Source organism: Thioalkalivibrio sp. AKL7, from assembly GCF_000381705.1.
Classification (GTDB): Bacteria; Pseudomonadota; Gammaproteobacteria; order Ectothiorhodospirales; family Ectothiorhodospiraceae; genus Thioalkalivibrio; species Thioalkalivibrio versutus.
In genome coordinates, this window is record NZ_KB906957.1 from 18078 (window position 1) to 34655 (window position 16578).

General features: G+C 68.7%; 13 protein-coding genes. 7 read left to right on the forward strand and 6 right to left on the reverse strand.

Annotated features, from left to right (window positions below; all coding sequences use genetic code 11):
• Positions 1 to 52: 52 nt before the first annotated feature.
• Positions 53 to 1420 carry a DUF945 family protein gene (locus G315_RS0112655; protein ID WP_018144388.1) on the reverse strand — a complete coding sequence of 456 codons (1368 nt, stop codon included), beginning with the start codon at positions 1418 to 1420 and terminating at the stop codon, positions 53 to 55.
• Positions 1421 to 1470: 50 nt separating this feature from the next.
• Complete coding sequence (locus G315_RS0112660; RefSeq protein ID WP_018144389.1) at positions 1471 to 2085, reverse strand: L-threonylcarbamoyladenylate synthase; 615 nt, start codon at positions 2083 to 2085, stop codon at positions 1471 to 1473.
• Between the two features lie 412 nt (positions 2086 to 2497).
• On the opposite strand from G315_RS0112660, the gene G315_RS0112665 reads away from it, so the two are divergent.
• A complete protein-coding gene (locus G315_RS0112665) occupies positions 2498 to 2794 on the forward strand; it encodes a YciI family protein (protein ID WP_018144390.1) in 297 nt (98 codons plus the stop codon).
• Complete coding sequence (locus G315_RS0112670) at positions 2794 to 3651, forward strand: peptidylprolyl isomerase (protein ID WP_019612623.1); 858 nt, start codon at positions 2794 to 2796, stop codon at positions 3649 to 3651. The genes G315_RS0112665 and G315_RS0112670 overlap by 1 nt, the downstream gene beginning before the upstream one ends.
• A 41-nt stretch (positions 3652 to 3692) precedes the next feature.
• Here G315_RS0112670 and G315_RS0112675 read toward each other — a convergent pair whose 3' ends face one another.
• Positions 3693 to 4247, reverse strand: a complete 555-nt coding sequence (locus G315_RS0112675) for a copper chaperone PCu(A)C (RefSeq protein ID WP_019612624.1) — start codon at positions 4245 to 4247, stop codon at positions 3693 to 3695.
• 185 nt (positions 4248 to 4432) lie between these two features.
• Between G315_RS0112675 and G315_RS0112680 the strand changes: the two genes are divergently transcribed.
• Positions 4433 to 5689, forward strand: a complete 1257-nt coding sequence (locus tag G315_RS0112680) for an efflux RND transporter periplasmic adaptor subunit (RefSeq protein ID WP_019612625.1) — start codon at positions 4433 to 4435, stop codon at positions 5687 to 5689.
• Positions 5686 to 8874, forward strand: a complete 3189-nt coding sequence (locus tag G315_RS0112685; RefSeq protein ID WP_018144394.1) for an efflux RND transporter permease subunit — start codon at positions 5686 to 5688, stop codon at positions 8872 to 8874. The genes G315_RS0112680 and G315_RS0112685 overlap by 4 nt, the downstream gene beginning before the upstream one ends.
• Positions 8875 to 8959: 85 nt before the next feature.
• Here G315_RS0112685 and G315_RS0112690 read toward each other — a convergent pair whose 3' ends face one another.
• On the reverse strand, positions 8960 to 10291 hold the full coding sequence (locus tag G315_RS0112690; RefSeq protein ID WP_018144395.1) for an MFS transporter: 1332 nt from the start codon (positions 10289 to 10291) through the stop codon (positions 8960 to 8962).
• Between the two features lie 46 nt (positions 10292 to 10337).
• Positions 10338 to 10955, reverse strand: a complete 618-nt coding sequence (locus G315_RS0112695) for a TIGR02281 family clan AA aspartic protease (protein ID WP_018144396.1) — start codon at positions 10953 to 10955, stop codon at positions 10338 to 10340.
• A 163-nt stretch (positions 10956 to 11118) separates the two neighbouring features.
• Between G315_RS0112695 and G315_RS0112700 the strand changes: the two genes are divergently transcribed.
• From G315_RS0112700 to ispG, 3 genes are all read left to right on the forward strand, one after another.
• Positions 11119 to 11973, forward strand: coding sequence for a hypothetical protein (locus G315_RS0112700; RefSeq protein ID WP_026182025.1), 855 nt, complete (start codon positions 11119 to 11121; stop codon positions 11971 to 11973).
• A gap of 54 nt (positions 11974 to 12027) precedes the next feature.
• Positions 12028 to 13116, forward strand: a complete 1089-nt coding sequence (locus G315_RS0112705) for a hypothetical protein (RefSeq protein WP_018144398.1) — start codon at positions 12028 to 12030, stop codon at positions 13114 to 13116.
• Positions 13117 to 13483: 367 nt separating this feature from the next.
• The gene (gene ispG / locus G315_RS0112710) at positions 13484 to 14710 is read left to right on the forward strand and encodes a flavodoxin-dependent (E)-4-hydroxy-3-methylbut-2-enyl-diphosphate synthase (protein ID WP_018144399.1); all 1227 of its coding nucleotides are present in this window, start codon (positions 13484 to 13486) and stop codon (positions 14708 to 14710) included.
• 193 nt (positions 14711 to 14903) lie between these two features.
• Here the strand turns inward: ispG and G315_RS0112715 are convergent, their stop codons facing one another.
• Entirely contained in the window at positions 14904 to 16469 is a 1566-nt protein-coding gene (locus G315_RS0112715) for a PAS domain-containing methyl-accepting chemotaxis protein (protein ID WP_018144400.1), read from the reverse strand.
• Positions 16470 to 16578: the final 109 nt, after the last annotated feature.

Here is a 16578-nt window from a genome sequence, read left to right on the forward strand (position 1 = left end):
CTATCCCTTCCTCTCAGAATAAAACGGGCGCGTCCACGCCCGGTCAGTCGTCTCAGAACATGCCGCCGGACAAGGCGAACAGCATGGCCAGCAGCATCGCCGTGCGATCCACATCGTTGATGCGCACGCGGCCGTCCGCCATTGCCAGCGTGCCGTGCCAGTAGCCGGCCTCGGCATCGCGACGAACCCAGCCATCCGCAGCCAGGGCATGCAACTGCGCGTCCAGATCGATATCGGGATACGCGGCGTCGAATTCGGCTACCCATTCCAGCCCGAGTCGCAGATCGCTGTCCAGCCGCAGGGTCTCCAGCGGGCGGGTCGTCAGACTTTGCTGCGTACCATGCAGGCCGAGCTCGGCGTCCAGCGCGACCTGCCGGGGCGGCTCGTCGTTCAGCGACGCCCGCAACTGGATCGCCGGCTGGTGCTCAATCATGCCGCCCAGGGCATCGATCATGGCCGAGCCGATCAGGGCATTGCGCTGCTCGCCCTCGATGCCACGCGCGTCGACCGCTTCCAGCTCGGCCAGAAACTGCAGCATGCTGGGACGGTCCCAGCGCAGGATCCCCGCCTGCAGGTCCAGGGCCGTCAGCGTCAGGGCATCCCCCGCGCCGTCATCCACCCGGGCGTGATCGACCTGCAGCCGCAGGCGCGAATCCATGCGGTCGTTGTTCGTATGCTGGAAGGCGTCGAGGCGGGGGCGCTCCAGGTGAAGGCGGGTCGCCTCGCCCTCACGCAATTCGATCACGGCCGCCGCCAGGCCGCCTTCGTAGTCCGGCAGCCGCCCGAAGACCCCGTCGGCATCGGCCTCGAAAACCGTGGCATAACGCGCCTCGCGCGCCTCCCACGAGAAGCTGTCATCGGACAATCTCGTTTCCGGCAGGTCCAGGCTCACCAGGATCTGCTCGGACGACCAGGCGAAGCGCCCCTGGCCCGCCGCAAGATCCAGCCACAGCGGACCGCCCACCGTAGCGGCGTGTTCGGCCACCTCGGGCACGCTCATCAGGTCCATGCGCAGATCGTCGAACGCAATGCGGGTGGTCACGCCACCGCCGATCCCCGAGCGCGAATGCACCTGCAGATCCAGCGAGCGCAACAGGTGGGCGAGCAGCGAGTCGTCCGCGGCGGCCAGGGTATCCAGATCCACGAAGGAATCGCCGCGCGCCCCCAGCAGGCCATGGCGCACAGCGTGTACCAGGGGGATCTCGAAGCGCCCGTCGGCATCCTCCAGGATCAGCCGACTGCGACCGCTGGCGGCCAGGTAGCCGCGCTCGTATTCGAGCATCTCGTGACGCAGATACACCTCGCCAAGCTGAGCCTCGTGTGTCTCGGCGACGGTACCCTCGACCTGTGTGCCGACCACCACCGGCCAGATGGCCGCCACTGCCAGCACCACCACCGCAAGAACCACCCACTTACGCATTGCGCCTCCCTGCGGCCGTGCCGCGCCGTGATCCCCGCCGTCGGCCGGGGCTATTCATCCAGAAATCCCACGTCGCCCAGGCCATGCCGCATCACCTCGGGCGCGTCGCCGGTTAGATCCACCACGCTGGTGGCCTCCAGGGTCCCGGCGCCGCCGTCAATCACCAGATCCACCACCTTGCCCAGGCGCTCCTCGATCTCCCAGGGCTCGCTCAACGGGACTTCATCCCCAGGGAGTTGCAGGGTCGCGGACATCAGCGGCGACCCCAGCTCTTCCAGCAGCGCCGAGACAATCGGGCTCGCCGGCACGCGCATGCCGATCGTACGGCGCTTCGGGTGCTGCAGCCGCCGCGGGACCTCGCGGGTGGCGGGCAGAATGAACGTGTAAGCCCCCGGGGTCAGGGCCTTCATCAGGCGAAAGGCGGTGTTGTCCACCTTCGCGTAGACGCCCAGTTCCGAGAGATCGCGGCACAACAGCGTCAGGTGATGGGTCTCGTCCACCTGACGGATGCGGCGAATGCGATCCGCCCCGGTCTTGTCGCCCGGCAGGCAGGCCAGCGCATAGCAGGCATCCGTCGGCAGGGCGATGACGGCCCCCTCCTGCAGCTGGTCCAGGACCTGCCGTATCAGCCGGGGCTGGGGATTATCGGGGTGGATCGAGATCATGGGACAAGTCGGTGCGGTGATCGGCCGCGCAGTGTAGCGCATCCACCGGCGCGCCCATAAGAACGAGCCCTTAAGGAGACGCTGATTGAATCGCGCCCTCGCGCTCGAGTCGCTTTTGCGTGCGAACAAGGCGCGGTGACTGCCGTGCAGTCACTCTGCACAAGGGAGCCGCAACGCCGTGCGCGCGCAAAAGCGGCCGAGCCCCTGCTTTGAATGGTTTGTGGGGTTGGTGCCCCCTGTTCCCCGATCCTGCGTTGCGCCGCTTGCGGGTAGAACCACTACCCGCTGCTCGACGCGCCTTGTCTCGGAAAACAGGGGGCACCAACGCGAGCGCGCGATTCAATCAGCGTCTCCTTAACGGCATCCGCCCGCCGACATCGTTAGAATGATGCCCTTACCGAGGAGAATGCCGATGCTGTACATGATCCAGGGCGAGGATGCCCCCGATTCGCTGGATGCGCGCCTGGCCGCGCGCCCGGAACACGTCGCCCGGCTGCAGGCCCTGCGCGACGACGGCCGGCTGATCCTGGCCGGCCCCTGCCCCGCCATCGACAGCAACGACCCGGGCCCGGCCGGCTTCACCGGCAGCCTGATCGTCGCGGAGTTTCCCTCGCTGGAGGCCGCGCGCGAATGGGCCGACGCCGACCCCTACGTGGCGGCCGGCGTGTACACCACGGTCGACGTACGCCCGTTCAAGCAGGTGTTTTGATGAAGCGGCGCATCCTGACTACAGCCCTGAGCGCCCTGGCGCTCGCCGGGCTGCTCGCCGCCTGCGACACGCAGGACCAAGCCACGCCGGAGTTCACCGGTGACGACGTCACCACGGATACCGGGGACGCCGATACCGTCGCTATCGTCAACGGTGAAGCGATCACCCGCGCCGACCTGTTCGCCTACGCCGGCATGGACGAGGATCCCGGCCCGGCCGCGAGCGACGGCACGCTGGAGGAAGTCATCAGCCTTGAGCTACTGCGTCAGGAGGCGGTCGCCCGCGGGCTGGATACCGATGCCGAGACCCGGCGCATCCTGCGCATGGTCGAAACGAACCTGCTGGCTTCGCTGCTGATGGAACGCATCACCGCAGAGCTCGACATCACCCAGGCGGACCTCGAGGCGGAGTACGACCGCCAGATCGAGCAGATCCGCGGTACGGAATATCGCGCGCGGCACATCCTAGTGGAAGAGGAGGAACGCGCCCGCGAACTGCTCGAAGAGCTGGAAGCCGACGCGGACTTTGCCGAACTGGCCGAGGCCCACTCCGCCGATCCGGGCTCGGCGGCCCGTGGTGGCGAACTCGGCTGGTTCGCCCCGGAACAGATGGTCCCCGCATTCAGCGAGGCGGCCATGGCGCTGGAACCGGGCGAGACCACCGCGGAACCGGTCGAGAGCCGCTTCGGCTGGCACATCATCCGCCTGGAGGAAACCCGCGATACCCCGGTCCCGGAACTGGAAGACGTGCGCGCCGAGCTGATCGAGATCCTCGAAAGCCGTGCCATCCAGGAGTATCTGGAGGCGCTGCGCGAGGCTGCCGATGTCGAGATCCCGACCCGGCCCGCCAACCAATAAGGCCGGAACGCTGTGCCCCCAAAGGGTACGCCGCGTCCGTTTCAGTGCCCGTCGTGCCCGGCCCCGTGGTCCATGCCGCGAGCGTCTCCGTCCATGTTGTGCCCTCGGGGGTGACCCTCACCGGCACCCTCGCTCCGCTGCACCCGGGCATGAATCGCCATGGTTTCGCCGTCGGCAAACTCCAGGAGCACCGGGATCCAGTCCCCCGCCGTCAGCGGCTCGTGCAGGCCGATGAACATCAGATGCAGTCCGCCCGGCTCCAGCACCAGGGTCTCGCCAGCCGGGAGTTCCAGGCCGTCGACCTGGCGCATGCGCATCACGCCATCCACATGGGCATGCTCGTGTAGCTCCACCACCTTCGCGATGGGCGCCTCCGCCGCAACAATCCGATAATCCTGATCGCCGCTATTTCGGAGCACGAAGTACCCCCCCGTCATGTCGCCCGGCATCAGACGAATCCACGGCGTCCCCTCCATCTCCAGGCCATCGCGGCACTCGCAGATCTGCGGCGCCTCGGCCAGGACCGGAGCCGCGGCGCCGCCCGCCAGCAAACCCGCCGCCAAAAGCCCGCCAAGAAACCGCTTGGATCCCTTCATCGCCTTTATCCTCGTTTAAGCAAAACGTAATATTGGCACAATAGGGGCTGACCGCAACCGCGGGGGTTCCCCCACAAACCGCGATGGTATGATGTGCCCCGCTGCGGGAACCTCCGGCCCGCGCGCGTCTCCAAAGCGACGAGCCATACCCGGCTTGCCAGTACCGCGAACAAATCGAGATACCCATGCCGCGCGCCCTCCGCCGAGCCATCCTCCCTGTCCTGATCCTCGCCGTCGCGGTGGTGGGATTCATGATTCTGCGCGCGACCGGGCCCTCGGCCCCGCCGCCGGAGGCCAGCGAACGCACCTGGCCGGTGCAGGGTCTGACCGCCGAGCCCGGCACCCACCGCCCGGGCATCATGCTGAACGGACGCAGCCAGTCCGCCCGCGATGCGCTGCTGCGTGCCGCGGTCGAGGGCGAGATCGAAGACGTGCCGGCGCGCGCGGGGCAGCGGGTGGCGTCGGGCGATGCCCTCGTCCACATTGACCCGCGCGAGGCCCAGCTCCTGCTGGACCAGCGCGAGGCCGAACGCCAGGAACTGGAAGGCGCGGTCGAGAGCGAAGAACTGCGCGCCCGCTTCGACCGCGAGGCCCTGCGCCGCGAACGCGAGCTGCTGGCGATTGCCGAACGCGGCCTGGAACGGGCCCGCGACCTGCGCGGACGCAATCTCGGTTCCGAATCCGACGTCGATGCCGCGCGCGAACGCCTGCAACAGGCCAGCATCACCGTGGACAGCCGCGAGCAGGCCGTGGCCGATGCCCCGATGCGCCGGGCCCAGGCCGAGGCCCGCCTGGCGCGCGCCCGCGCCGCCGAGGCGCAGGCCGCGATCGACCTGGAACGCACCACCATCCGCGCCCCCTTCGACGCCCGCATCGTGGACGTCGAGGTGTCCACTGGCGAGCGCGCGCGTCCGGGAGATTCGCTGCTGCGGCTGTACGCCGTGGACGATCTGGAGATTCGCGCCAGCCTTCCGGAACACCTGATCGCCCGGGTCGAGGCCCTGCTGCAGGCGGGCACATCCCTCCCCGCGCACGCGACGGTCGGCGGCCACGAGATCGAGACCGAGCTGGCGCGCCTGGAGGGCGAGACCCGCAGCGGCGACTCCGGGATGCGCGGGGTGTTCGAGGTTCGCTCGGGCGGCCAGCGCCTACCGCTGAATCGATTCGTCGAGTTGCGCCTGCAGCTGCCCGAGGAGCCCGACAGCCTGGCCGTTCCGTTCGAGTCCCTGTTCGGGCGCGACCGCGTGTTCCGCGTGGTCGACGGCCGCCTGGAGTCGCTGCAGGTGGACCGTCTGGGTGACTTCATCGACGCGGACGGCAACACCCTCGCCCTGATCCGCAGCGACGCGATCGCCGCTGGCGACACCCTGATCGCCACCCGCCTGCCGAATGCCGTGGACGGCCTGCGGGTCGAGGTTGAAGAACAGGATTCCGGCCGATGAGCGAATCGGAGACCGGCAGCGCGCCGGAATCCGGGCAGCCCATGCCTGGTGGCGGCGCGCAGGAACACGACGGGCCTCCACGCGGCCCGATCCAGCTGTTCCTGGAGCATCGGCTCGCCGCCAACCTGCTGATTGCACTGATGCTGCTGGCCGGGGCCTTCGCCCTGACCAAGCTGAACACCCAGTTCTTCCCCAATTTCGAGCTCGACTTCGTGACCGTCGAAGTGCCCTGGACGGGGGCCAGCGCGGAGGACGTCGAACGCGCCATCGTCGACCCGCTGGAGCAGGACCTGCGCACCGTCGACGGCCTGCGCAACATGACCTCCACCTCGGCACTGGGCATCGGCGTGGTCACCATGGAGTTCGAGGCCGGGACCGACATGACCCTGGCGCTGGAGCAGGTCAACGACCGTGTGAACCAGCAGCGCAACCTGCCAGAGGCCGCCGAGACCCCGGTGGTCACCCGCATCATCCGCTACGAGCCGGTGGCGCGGTTGCTGCTGACCGGCCCCGAGGACCCGCAGCAACTGCGCATCCTCGCGCGTCAGTTCGAACGCGAACTGCTGGATGCCGGCATCGCGCGCATCGAGTTCACCGGCCTGACCGAGGACGAGATGGCCATCCAGGTGCCATCCGCAACGCTCTACCGCCTGGACATGACGCTCGCGGACATCGGCGAGCAGATCCGCGCCATGGCGCAGGACCTGCCGGCCGGCTCGGTGGGTCGCGACGACACCGCGCGCCAGATCCGCAGCCTGGAGCAGGCGCGCGACATCGTCAGCTTCGAGCGCCTGGTACTGCGCGGCGATGGCGAGCTGGGGCGCCTGACCCTGGGCGATATCGCGACCCTGGACCTGCGCCACCGCGATGGCCAGGTGCGCGTCCGCGCCAACGGCCAGCGGGCCATCGAGATGCAGCTGCTGCGCTCGGAGACCGGCGACTCCCTCGCCGCCGCCCAGGTGCTGGAGGACTGGCTGGCCGAGACCCGCCCCGCCCTGCCACCGGGGGTCCAGCTGCAGGTCACCGACGCCTTCTGGGAGCTCCTGTCCGAGCGCATCACGCTGCTGCTGAAAAACGGTCTGGGCGGCCTGTTGCTCGTCCTGGCGATCCTGTTCCTGTTCCTCAACCGCCACATCGCCCTGCGCGTGGCACTGGGCATCCCGATCGCGTTCACCGCCGCCTTCGTGGTGCTGTGGGTGGTCGGCGGCTCGATCAACATGATCTCGCTGTTCGGCTTCATCATGTCGCTGGGGATCATCGTCGACAACGCCATCGTGGTCTCGGAGCACGCCTACAGCCTGCACCAGCGCGGGCTCTCGGCCAGCCGCGCCGCGCGCGACGGCGCCCGGCGCATGGTCGGCCCGGTGATCGCCGCCTCGCTGACCACGGTCGCCGCCTTCCTGCCGCTGATGCTGATCGGGGGGATCATCGGCAACATCCTGTTCGACATCCCGCTGGTAGTGATCTGCGTGATCATCGCCACCTTGCTGATCGCCTTCCTGATCCTGCCCGCCCACCTCAAGGGCGTGATGCACCGGCTCAAGCCGCCGCGCCCGGGCAGCCTGCGCGAGCGTTTCGACAACGGCTTCGAGGGCTTCCGCAACGGCGCCTTCCGCCGCGCGGTCACGGTCTCGGTCAATCATTCCGGCACCACTCTTGCCTTGGCCGTCGGCGCTCTGATCCTGGCCATCGGCCTGGCCGCCAGCGGGCGCATCGGCTTCACCTTCTTCCCGTCGCCGGAGGGCACCATCGTCAACGCTGGCGTCAACTTCGTCGCCGGCACCCCGCCGGAGCGGGTGGAGGCCTTCCTGATCCACGTCGAGGAGGCCCTGGCGGAGACCGAACAGGAGCTCGGCGGCGACCTGGTGCGCGCCTCGGTGACTCGGCTTGGGCGCGGGATCGACCCCGGCGACGGCAACGCCCCACGCGGCGACCAGTTCGGCAACATCCAGGTCGAACTGGCATCGCCGGAACAGCGCGAGGTGCGCAACCGCCAATTCATCCAGGCCTGGGAGGAGCGCGTGCGCCAGGCCCCGGGCATCGAGAATTTCAGCATCGACGAGCGCCAGACCGGCCCGCCAGGACGCGATCTGGAGGTCCGCCTGACCGGCGACGACCCGCATGTGTTGAAAAATGCGGCACTGGAACTGGCGGATATCTTCGACGACTTCGCCGGCACCTTCGCCACCAACGACGACACCCCGTTCGGCCGCGAACAGCTGGTGTTCCAGGTCAAGCCGGAGGGCCGCGCCCTGGGCCTGACCACCGAATCGGTCGGTGCCCAGCTGCGCGACGCCTTCGACGGCCACCTGGCCCAGCTCTACCAGGACGGGCTGGAAGAGGTCGAGGTGCGCGTACGCCTGCCGGATCACGAGCGCCATTCCAGCGAGAGCCTGGAGCGACTGAACCTGCGCCTGCCGAGCGGCGAATTCGCCCCGTTGGGCAGCGTGGTCGATCTGCGCTCGCGCCAGGGCTTCGAGACCCTGCGCCATGCCGACACCCGCCTGGCCATCCAGGTCTCCACCGAGGTCGACCGCAGCGTGAACAACGCCGCGCGCATCCGCGCCGCGCTGGAGGACGGCCCGCTGGACGACCTCGCGGCACGCTACGGCATCGAGTATTCCTTCGAGGGGCGTGCAGCCGACCAGGCCGAGACCTTCGCCGACATGCGCACGGGCCTGATCCTGGCGCTGGGGCTGATGTACATCACCCTGGCCTGGGTGTTCGGCTCCTGGGGCTGGCCACTGATCGTGATGGCGATCATCCCGTTCGGCATCCTCGGCGCCCTGCTCGGACACTGGATCCTGAATGTGGAGCTGACCATCCTGTCGCTGTTCGGCCTGTTCGGCCTGACCGGGATCGTGGTCAACAACTCGATCATCCTGGTGAGCTTCTACCAGGGCCTGCGCGAGGCCGGGCTGGCCCTGCAGGAGGCGATCGTCGAGGCCGCCTGCCAGCGCCTGCGCGCGGTGATCCTGACCTCGGTCACCACCATCGCCGGCCTCACCCCGCTGCTGTTCGAACGCTCGGTCCAGGCCCAGTTCCTGATCCCGATGGCGATCTCCATCGTCTTCGGCCTGGCCATCGCCACCGTGCTGGTGCTGTTCGTGATCCCCGCGCTGCTGCGCCTCTACGAAGGCCGCTTCGATCGCGGCGCCACCACCACCCACCACGCCACCGAATAGCCCTCCGCGCCCACCCGTGGCTTTGTAATACCACCACGGAGCGCACGAAGATACGAAGAAGGACCTTCGTGTGCTTCGTGGCGAATCAAACCGCCGCGGCCTGGCGGCGGTCGGCGAGGCGGATGGGAATGGACGCCAGCAGCCCGGCGAGGAACAGGAACAGGCAGAACAGGATGGCGTTCTCGAGGCCCAGCCAGACCTGGAGCAGCCCGATGCCGAGCAGGCCGAAGATCGCCGCGGCCTTGGACGACAGCCCCCAGAAGCCAAACCAGCGCCCGGCCTCGCGCGCCGGGACCATCAGCGCCACCAGCGCACGCCCGGCGGACTGCGCCGAGCCAAGGCAAAGCCCGGCCAGGATGCCGACGCCGAGGAACACCATCTGCGCCTCCACCGGTCGTCCCAGCAGCACGCTCAGCCACTGGGCGATGGTCGGCGTGGCGAAGATCGCCAGCACCGCCAAGGCCCAAAGCACCAGCGTGATGCGATAGATGCGCACCGGCCCCGCGCGGTCCTGCAGGAACCCGAAGCCCACGGCACCGATCACCGCGGTGATCTGGGTCACCACGAACATCATCACGCGCGTCGGTTCGTCCCACTGGATCACCTGCGCACCGTAGATGAAGGTGAAGGCGATGATGATGTAGATCCCGGCCATCATGAAGAAGATCGAGACGAACAGCGCGCGCAGGTCGCGGCGCTCGCCCAGCGTGACCAGCGAGGCCTTCACCCGCTTCCAGCCGAGCCCCAGCTGGACGTTGCGGGCCATGCGCCGCCGGGTGCCGCGCTCCTTCAGGAACAGGAAGGTCGGCAGCGCCGAGACCAGGAAGAACGCGGCCGCGAACGGCCCGACCCAGCGAATGCGCTCGAAGTTCTCCGCGCTCACCTCGCCCAGAAGCCCCAGGGCAAAGGCCGTTGCCACCAACCCGCCGATATACCCGAGCCCCCAGCCCAACCCCGAGATCCAGCCGAGCCTCTCCGGTGGCCCCAGGTCGGGCAGGAAGCTGGCGATGAAGGACTCGCCGATGGCATAGCCGAAGTTGGAGGCGATGATCAGCGCCATGCCGAAGAACACCAGCCCCGGCTCGACGAAGTACAGCAACGCGGTGGTGATGATCGTCAGCACCCACGAGGCGGCGAGGAAGCGCTTGCGCGAGGCCGTGGCATCCATGATCGCCCCGGCAAACGGGGCGGCCACGATCACCATCGCGTAGCTGACCGCCAGGGCCACGCTCCACAGCAGGTTACCGAGGCGATAGTCCGGGGCGTCGCCGACGATCACGCGCGTAAACAGGTCGCCGAAGATCACCGTGATGATCAACAAGGTGTAGGCCTGATTGGCGAAGTCGAACATCGCCCAGCCGAAGATCTCGCGCCGGGGGGCGGGCGCGTTCTCGGGGTGGCGCCGAATCAGCGGCATGCAGGAATCTCGGGGGTCATGACGGGCCACATGCTAACCCACCTCCTCAGCGCTCGCGGATCACGACGGCATCGCCGTCCGTTTCGACCGCGAAGTGCTCGAGGAAGCTGCGGCCCAGACGCGAGCGCGGCAGCGCATCGTCGGGCAACACGATCGCACTGACCCCCGAACGGCGTAGCGCGCCCACCTGCAACTGCTCGATCCGGACGCGCTGCCCATGCTGCGTACCCCGGGCGTCGCGGATGCGCACCGAGCGCCCCTGATCGGCGTCAATCCCGGCCTGCTCGGCATCGGTCTCACGCAGCAACACCGAGTCAGCCTGCGCATCGACGACGACGGTAACGGCCGTGCCGTTCACCCCGGCGGTCAGCGCGTGGTCGCCGCGCGAGTCTCGATGCACCCGCACCTCGACACCCCCCTCCGCCGGCCCGACCGGCCGCGCCGGGGCCGCCCGTTGCTGCACCCGCAGCTCATGCTGTCGGCCGCCGTACTCCACCAGGGCCGCGCCCGGGCGCGTGCGCAGGACCCGCACCCCGTCCGGCCCTGTCTCGCCGGTAGAGACCACGGCCCGCTCGTCCCCCACGGACAGCACCGCGCGATCCCCGAACACCGCATGCAGACGCAGTCGTTCCTCTGCGGCTACAGAGGCCGGCCACCACAGCATCAGCCACACCGCCAGACCGAGTACGGCCGGCGAACAGTATCGAACGAGACGAGTCCAAGTCATGCCGCTGTTATAGCGCCTCCGGCTGAACGAAACCGGAACACCAGGCGACACCCCCGGCGCCTGCTACCATCAGGGCGTGCATAATCCTTCTGGAGCCCCCGTGTCCCGTTCATCCTCGTCCGCCGTGTCCAGCCCACTCCCGAGCCGGCATATCGCCCTGCGCCATGCCTTTACTGTGACGTTGCTGGTAATCGGGCTGTGGCTGATGCACATGAACCTGCGGGTCCTGCCCGAGGCCGGGGTGATGGCGCTGTGGATCGGCGTCACCCTGCTGATCGCCCATGGCGGCTTCCGGCGCCACCGGGTACGGCGCGCGGCCTTCCTGCGCGGCTACCTGGAGCCGACCAGCCAATGGCCTCGCCGCCTGCGGGGCGGGCCGCTGATGGCCCTGCGTCACCTGATCATCGGCGCGCTGCTGGGCGGTCTGCTGCTGATCACCCTCGCGCGCATCCCGACACAGGAGGTCTGGGCCGCCCTGCTGGTCGCCGGCTTCGTGCTGGTGATCAGCGAGGCCCTGTTCGCCCGACTGTTGCGCGGCCATGCCCATCCGCAGTTCGCACCGGAACTGGTCCGCCGCGGGGCCCTGAGGCTCACGGGCCTGCTGCTGATCGTCACCTTGCTGGCGCTGGCCCTGCAGGCCCGGTACCCCGACCTGACCGGCGCCACGCTGGAACAGGCGGTCTGGTTCCTGGTCCATCAGGAGGCCGCGCGCAGCCATCTGCTGGAGGCCGGGTTGCAACTCGCGGCCGCCCAGGATGCCCTGCGCCTGTGGCTGGGCCAGCAGTGGTTCCCGCAGGGTGTGGAATCCCTGCCGGCCCTGCTCGGCTGGCTGCTGGTGCTCGCGGAACAGGCCTTCCTGGCGCTCGGCTTCCTGCTGCTGGCCAACGGCCTGCTGCCGCTGCGCCCGACGAACGACACCCTGGGCGACCCGCGCAACGCCCCCGTCATCGAGTAGCCCGGACCCCGCCATGCCGTCGTGCATCCCGCAAGCCCCAACCGGCACCCGGCCATGGCGATGACGGCGGGGTGGCATACGGCCTGGACCTGGCTGGTCCTGACCCTACTGGCCAGCACCAGCCTTTTGTGGCTAGCCAGCCAGCACGAACCCCGTAACTGGGAAGAGACCGCTCCGCTGACCCTGCAACTCGGCGAGCAGCGCTACCAGGTCGAGCAAGAACGCCTCACCCGCCTCGAACGCTTCACGCTCGAATGGCTGGAGGCCGGCGACGCCGAGGCCCGGGAGCACTGGCAAGGCCGCGTGGATGCCGAACTCGATGCCCGCTTCGCGGAACTGCACGACCGCGTCCCCGAGGTCGCGGACTGGTACTACTCGCTGGGCGCCGAATACATGCGCCTGTGGCTGCGCGGGACCCAGTGGCTGGGCGACACCGAACCGGATGCCCCCGCGCGGATGCTGCGCGAGCGCCTGCTGCCCGAGGCGCTGTGGGATCACGCCCTGCGGGACCTGGCGACCCGCGTCGAATGGGGCGTGGACGAGCAACAACGCCAGGTTCGCGACGCCTGGCGTTTGGAGCTGGCCGAGCGCCTCGCGGACGCGCGCATCCCGGACCCACCGCCGCGCGCCGGAGGGCCCTCAGCGGCCGAGATCGAACGCGGCCACGCCCTGCACGCGGCGCTGGATATCGACCTGGAGCGCTTCGATCAGCGCACCGGCCTGGCGGCCACGGCCGCCGCCGGCACCGGGCTCGCGACCCCGTTGATCGCGCGCGCCGTGCAGGCCCGGCTGGCCGCCCGCGCCACGCAGGCGGGGCTGGCGCGCAGCCTCGGTCGCGCCGGCCGCGCGGGCGCCCTTGGTGCCGGGGTCTGCGCCTGGAGCGGTCCGTTCTCGCTGGGCTGTGGCATCACCGCTGCCGGGGCCACGATCATCGGCGTGGACTGGCTGCTTCTGCGGCTCGACGAGACCCGCCACCGCGAAGACCTGGAGCAGGCCCTGCACGAGGCCCTGGACGCCCTGCACGCCGAGACCCACCTGGCCTGGCAGCAGGCCATTGCCGAGCGCGTCGAGGCCCGGCACGCGGCCAGTCGCGCCGCGGTCGAGAACACCTTCCAGCCCTGGAGGGCCGGCCTGATTCCCTGACCCACACCTGCGGGTCGCCGAGCCGCCGGACGCCACAAACACCCCGTCATCCCTGCCGCAGCGAAGCGCAGAGCCGGGATCTCCACCGCCTGCCGCGCTCCGAGGCCCGTCATCGCGAGGCGCGCCGCGCCGTGGCGATCTCCCCGAGCGGCCCCGGCGTCGGGGCTGCGTCAGGAGATGGCCACGGCCCCTGCGGGGCCTCGCCATGACGGGGAGAGGAGACATCAGCGCCAATGTCCCTGGCGTTCGGCCACACGCCCCTCCGCCAGCCAACGGGGGCATTACGACTTGGGGCCTGCAGTTTCTCGGCAGTCGAGCAGTGCTGCGTTACACTCCGCACACCGTTACCTCGCGCCCGCGCCTACTGATGAATACGACTCCCAAGCGCCACAAGACCGTCCCCGTCCGCGTCGGCAACGTCACCGTCGGCGGCGACCACCCGGTGATGGTGCAATCGATGACCAATACCGACACCGCGGACGCCCTGCGCACCGCCGTGCAGGTGGCGGAACTCGCGCGCGCCGGCTCCGAGGTCGTACGCATCACGGTGAACTCCGAGGCCGCGGCGAAGGCCGTACCGGAGATCCGCGAACGCCTGGATGCGATGGGACTGGACGTGCCGCTGGTCGGGGACTTCCACTTCAACGGCCACAAGCTGCTGACTCAATACCCGGAGTGCGCGCAGGCGCTGGCCAAGCTGCGCATCAACCCGGGCAACGTCGGGCGCGGCTCGAAGCGCGATAGCCAGTACGCGGCCATGATCGAGACCGCCTGCGAGTACGACAAGCCGGTGCGCATCGGCGTGAACTGGGGCAGCCTCGACCAGGCCCTGCTCGCACGGATGATGGACGCGAACAACGAGCGCACCGAACCCCTGTCGCCCGAGGCGGTGATGCAGGAGGCCCTGATCACCTCGGCGCTCGAGAGCGCGGCCGAGGCCGAACGTATCGGCCTGCCGCATGACCGCATCATCCTGTCGGCCAAGGTCAGCGGCGTGCAACCGCTGATCGCGGTCTATCAGGACCTGGCCGCGCGCTGCGACTACCCGCTGCATCTGGGCCTGACCGAGGCCGGCATGGGGGCCAAGGGCATCGTCGCCTCCACGGCCGCGCTATCGGTGCTACTGCAACAGGGTATCGGCGACACCATCCGTATCTCGCTGACGCCGGAGCCCGGCGGCGACCGTACTAAGGAAGTCCTGGTCGCGCAGGAGATCCTGCAGAGCATGGGGCTGCGCAGTTTCCTGCCGTCGGTGGTTGCCTGCCCCGGCTGCGGACGCACCTCCAGCGAGTACTTCCAGCATCTGGCGCAGGACATCCAGACCTACATCCGCCACCAGATGCCCACCTGGAAGGAACGCTATCCGGGCGTGGAGGAGATGACCGTCGCGGTGATGGGCTGCGTGGTCAACGGCCCCGGCGAGAGCAAGCACGCCAACATCGGCATCTCCCTGCCCGGCACCGGCGAACAACCGGTCGCCCCGGTCTACGAGGACGGCGAGAAGACCGTTACCCTCAAGGGCGACCGCATCGCCGAAGAATTCCAGGCCCGCGTCGAGGCCTACATCGAACGCCGCTACCGCCAGACCGCCTGACGTTCCCGTTCACCACGAGGCGCAGAGAAAATCAGGGCCTCTGCCGACACATGAACTTGCAGGATGCGGTTCGCTGCGCTCAACGCATCCTGCCCACTGCGTGCCAACGCGGTTCCGCCCGCCATCGCCACGCAGGCTCGACGCCACCGTTCCAACCCCTACCGAGTCGATAACGGCCCGATCGAGGCTCGGCTTATTTCTGTTCGAACCGGTGGATCAGCGCCTTCAGTTCGGCGGCCTCGGCCTGCATCCGCGCGCTGGCGTCGCGGGCATGGGCGGAGACGGAACCGGTCTCGGTGGCCACGTCGCGAATGGACGTCACGTTGCGGTTGATCTCCTCGGAGACCGCGCTTTGTTCCTCGACCGCGGTGGCGATCTGGGTGTTCATCTCGGTGATCTGACCAACGGCCTCGCGGATGCTGGTCAGTGAATCGCCCGCCGCCTGGGCCTTCTCCACCCCGTCAGCGGCCCGCTCCTGACTGGCACGCATCGCGGACATGGCCTCGCGCGCCCCGGACTGCAGGCTCTCGATCATATTGCGAATGGTCACCGTGGATTCGTCGGTGCGCTGCGACAGGCTGCGCACCTCGTCGGCCACCACGGCGAACCCGCGGCCGTGTTCCCCGGCGCGGGCGGCCTCGATCGCGGCATTCAGCGCCAGCAGGTTGGTCTGTTCGGCGATCTCGCGAATGACACTCAGAATCTTGTCGATCTCCACGGTGCTCGCCTCCAGCTTGCCGAGCTTCTCGGCCGTGGACTCGACTTCCGCTGCCATGCGGTTGATCACGGAAACCGTGTCGTTCACGACATCCTGCCCGGAACCGGTTTCCTTCTCGGCGTTGTTGGCGGCCTCGGCGGCGCGCGCGGAGTTGCTCGCCATCTCCTGGATGGTCGAAGTCATCTCGTTCATGGCCGTGGCGACCTGGTCGATCTCGTTTTGCTGGCGCTCCACGCCGGAGGCAGTCTGGTCCACGCTGCTGGCCATGGCGTGGGCGTCGTCGTTCACCGCGTCGGCCTTGTCCTCGATCCGTCCCAGCACGGTGCGCAGCTTCGCCTCGCCGAAATGCTGCACCAGCTCGAGTGACGCGCTGTCGTCGCGGCGCCCAGTGTAGATCGCCTCCATCACCGGGTTGTCGAACTGTTCCCGGGCGCGCGTGACCGCCTGCCGGACGCCGGAGGTGAACGCCAGCGACGCGATACCGCCGACGGCAAAGATCAATACCAGGAGGCCCGCCTGGACCAGCGGCGAGGGCGCAAGGAACACGACCGCCAGCGCCAGCAGGAAACCGACCATCCAGGTCCCCGCAAGACGGCAGGTGAGACCGTGGTACCAGCGCCGCGCGAAGCTCCGGCCCCGGTTGAGCGCGGCATACGCCTTTTCCGCGCGGGCGACGTATTCGCGTTCGGGGATCGCCCGAACCGACTCGTAGCCAGTCTTGCGCCCATTCTCGTAGGACGGCGTCACAAAGGCGTCCACCCAGTAGTGGTCGCCGTTCTTGCGCCGATTCTTGACGATCCCCATCCAGGCCCGGTCGGCCTTCAGGGTCTCCCACATGTTCGCGTAGGCCGCCTCCGGCATATCCGGGTGGCGCACGATATTGTGAGCGGCCCCCTCCAACTCCGCGCAGTCGAAGCCGCTGACCGCGACGAAGTCGTCGTTCGCATAGCGAATGCGGCCTTTTTCGTCCGTGGCCGAGATCAGATCCCCATGCCGATCCAGCGAATACTCCGCCTGGGTGACGGGAAGATTCTTGCGCATGCCGTACTTCCTTATTCTTGTGTGCCGAACAGGACGTGTCCGGCAACCAAAAGTCGCGCGGGCCGTTCGCTGCGCCCCGCGCCCTCGAGGATGATCCCCGGCGAATATA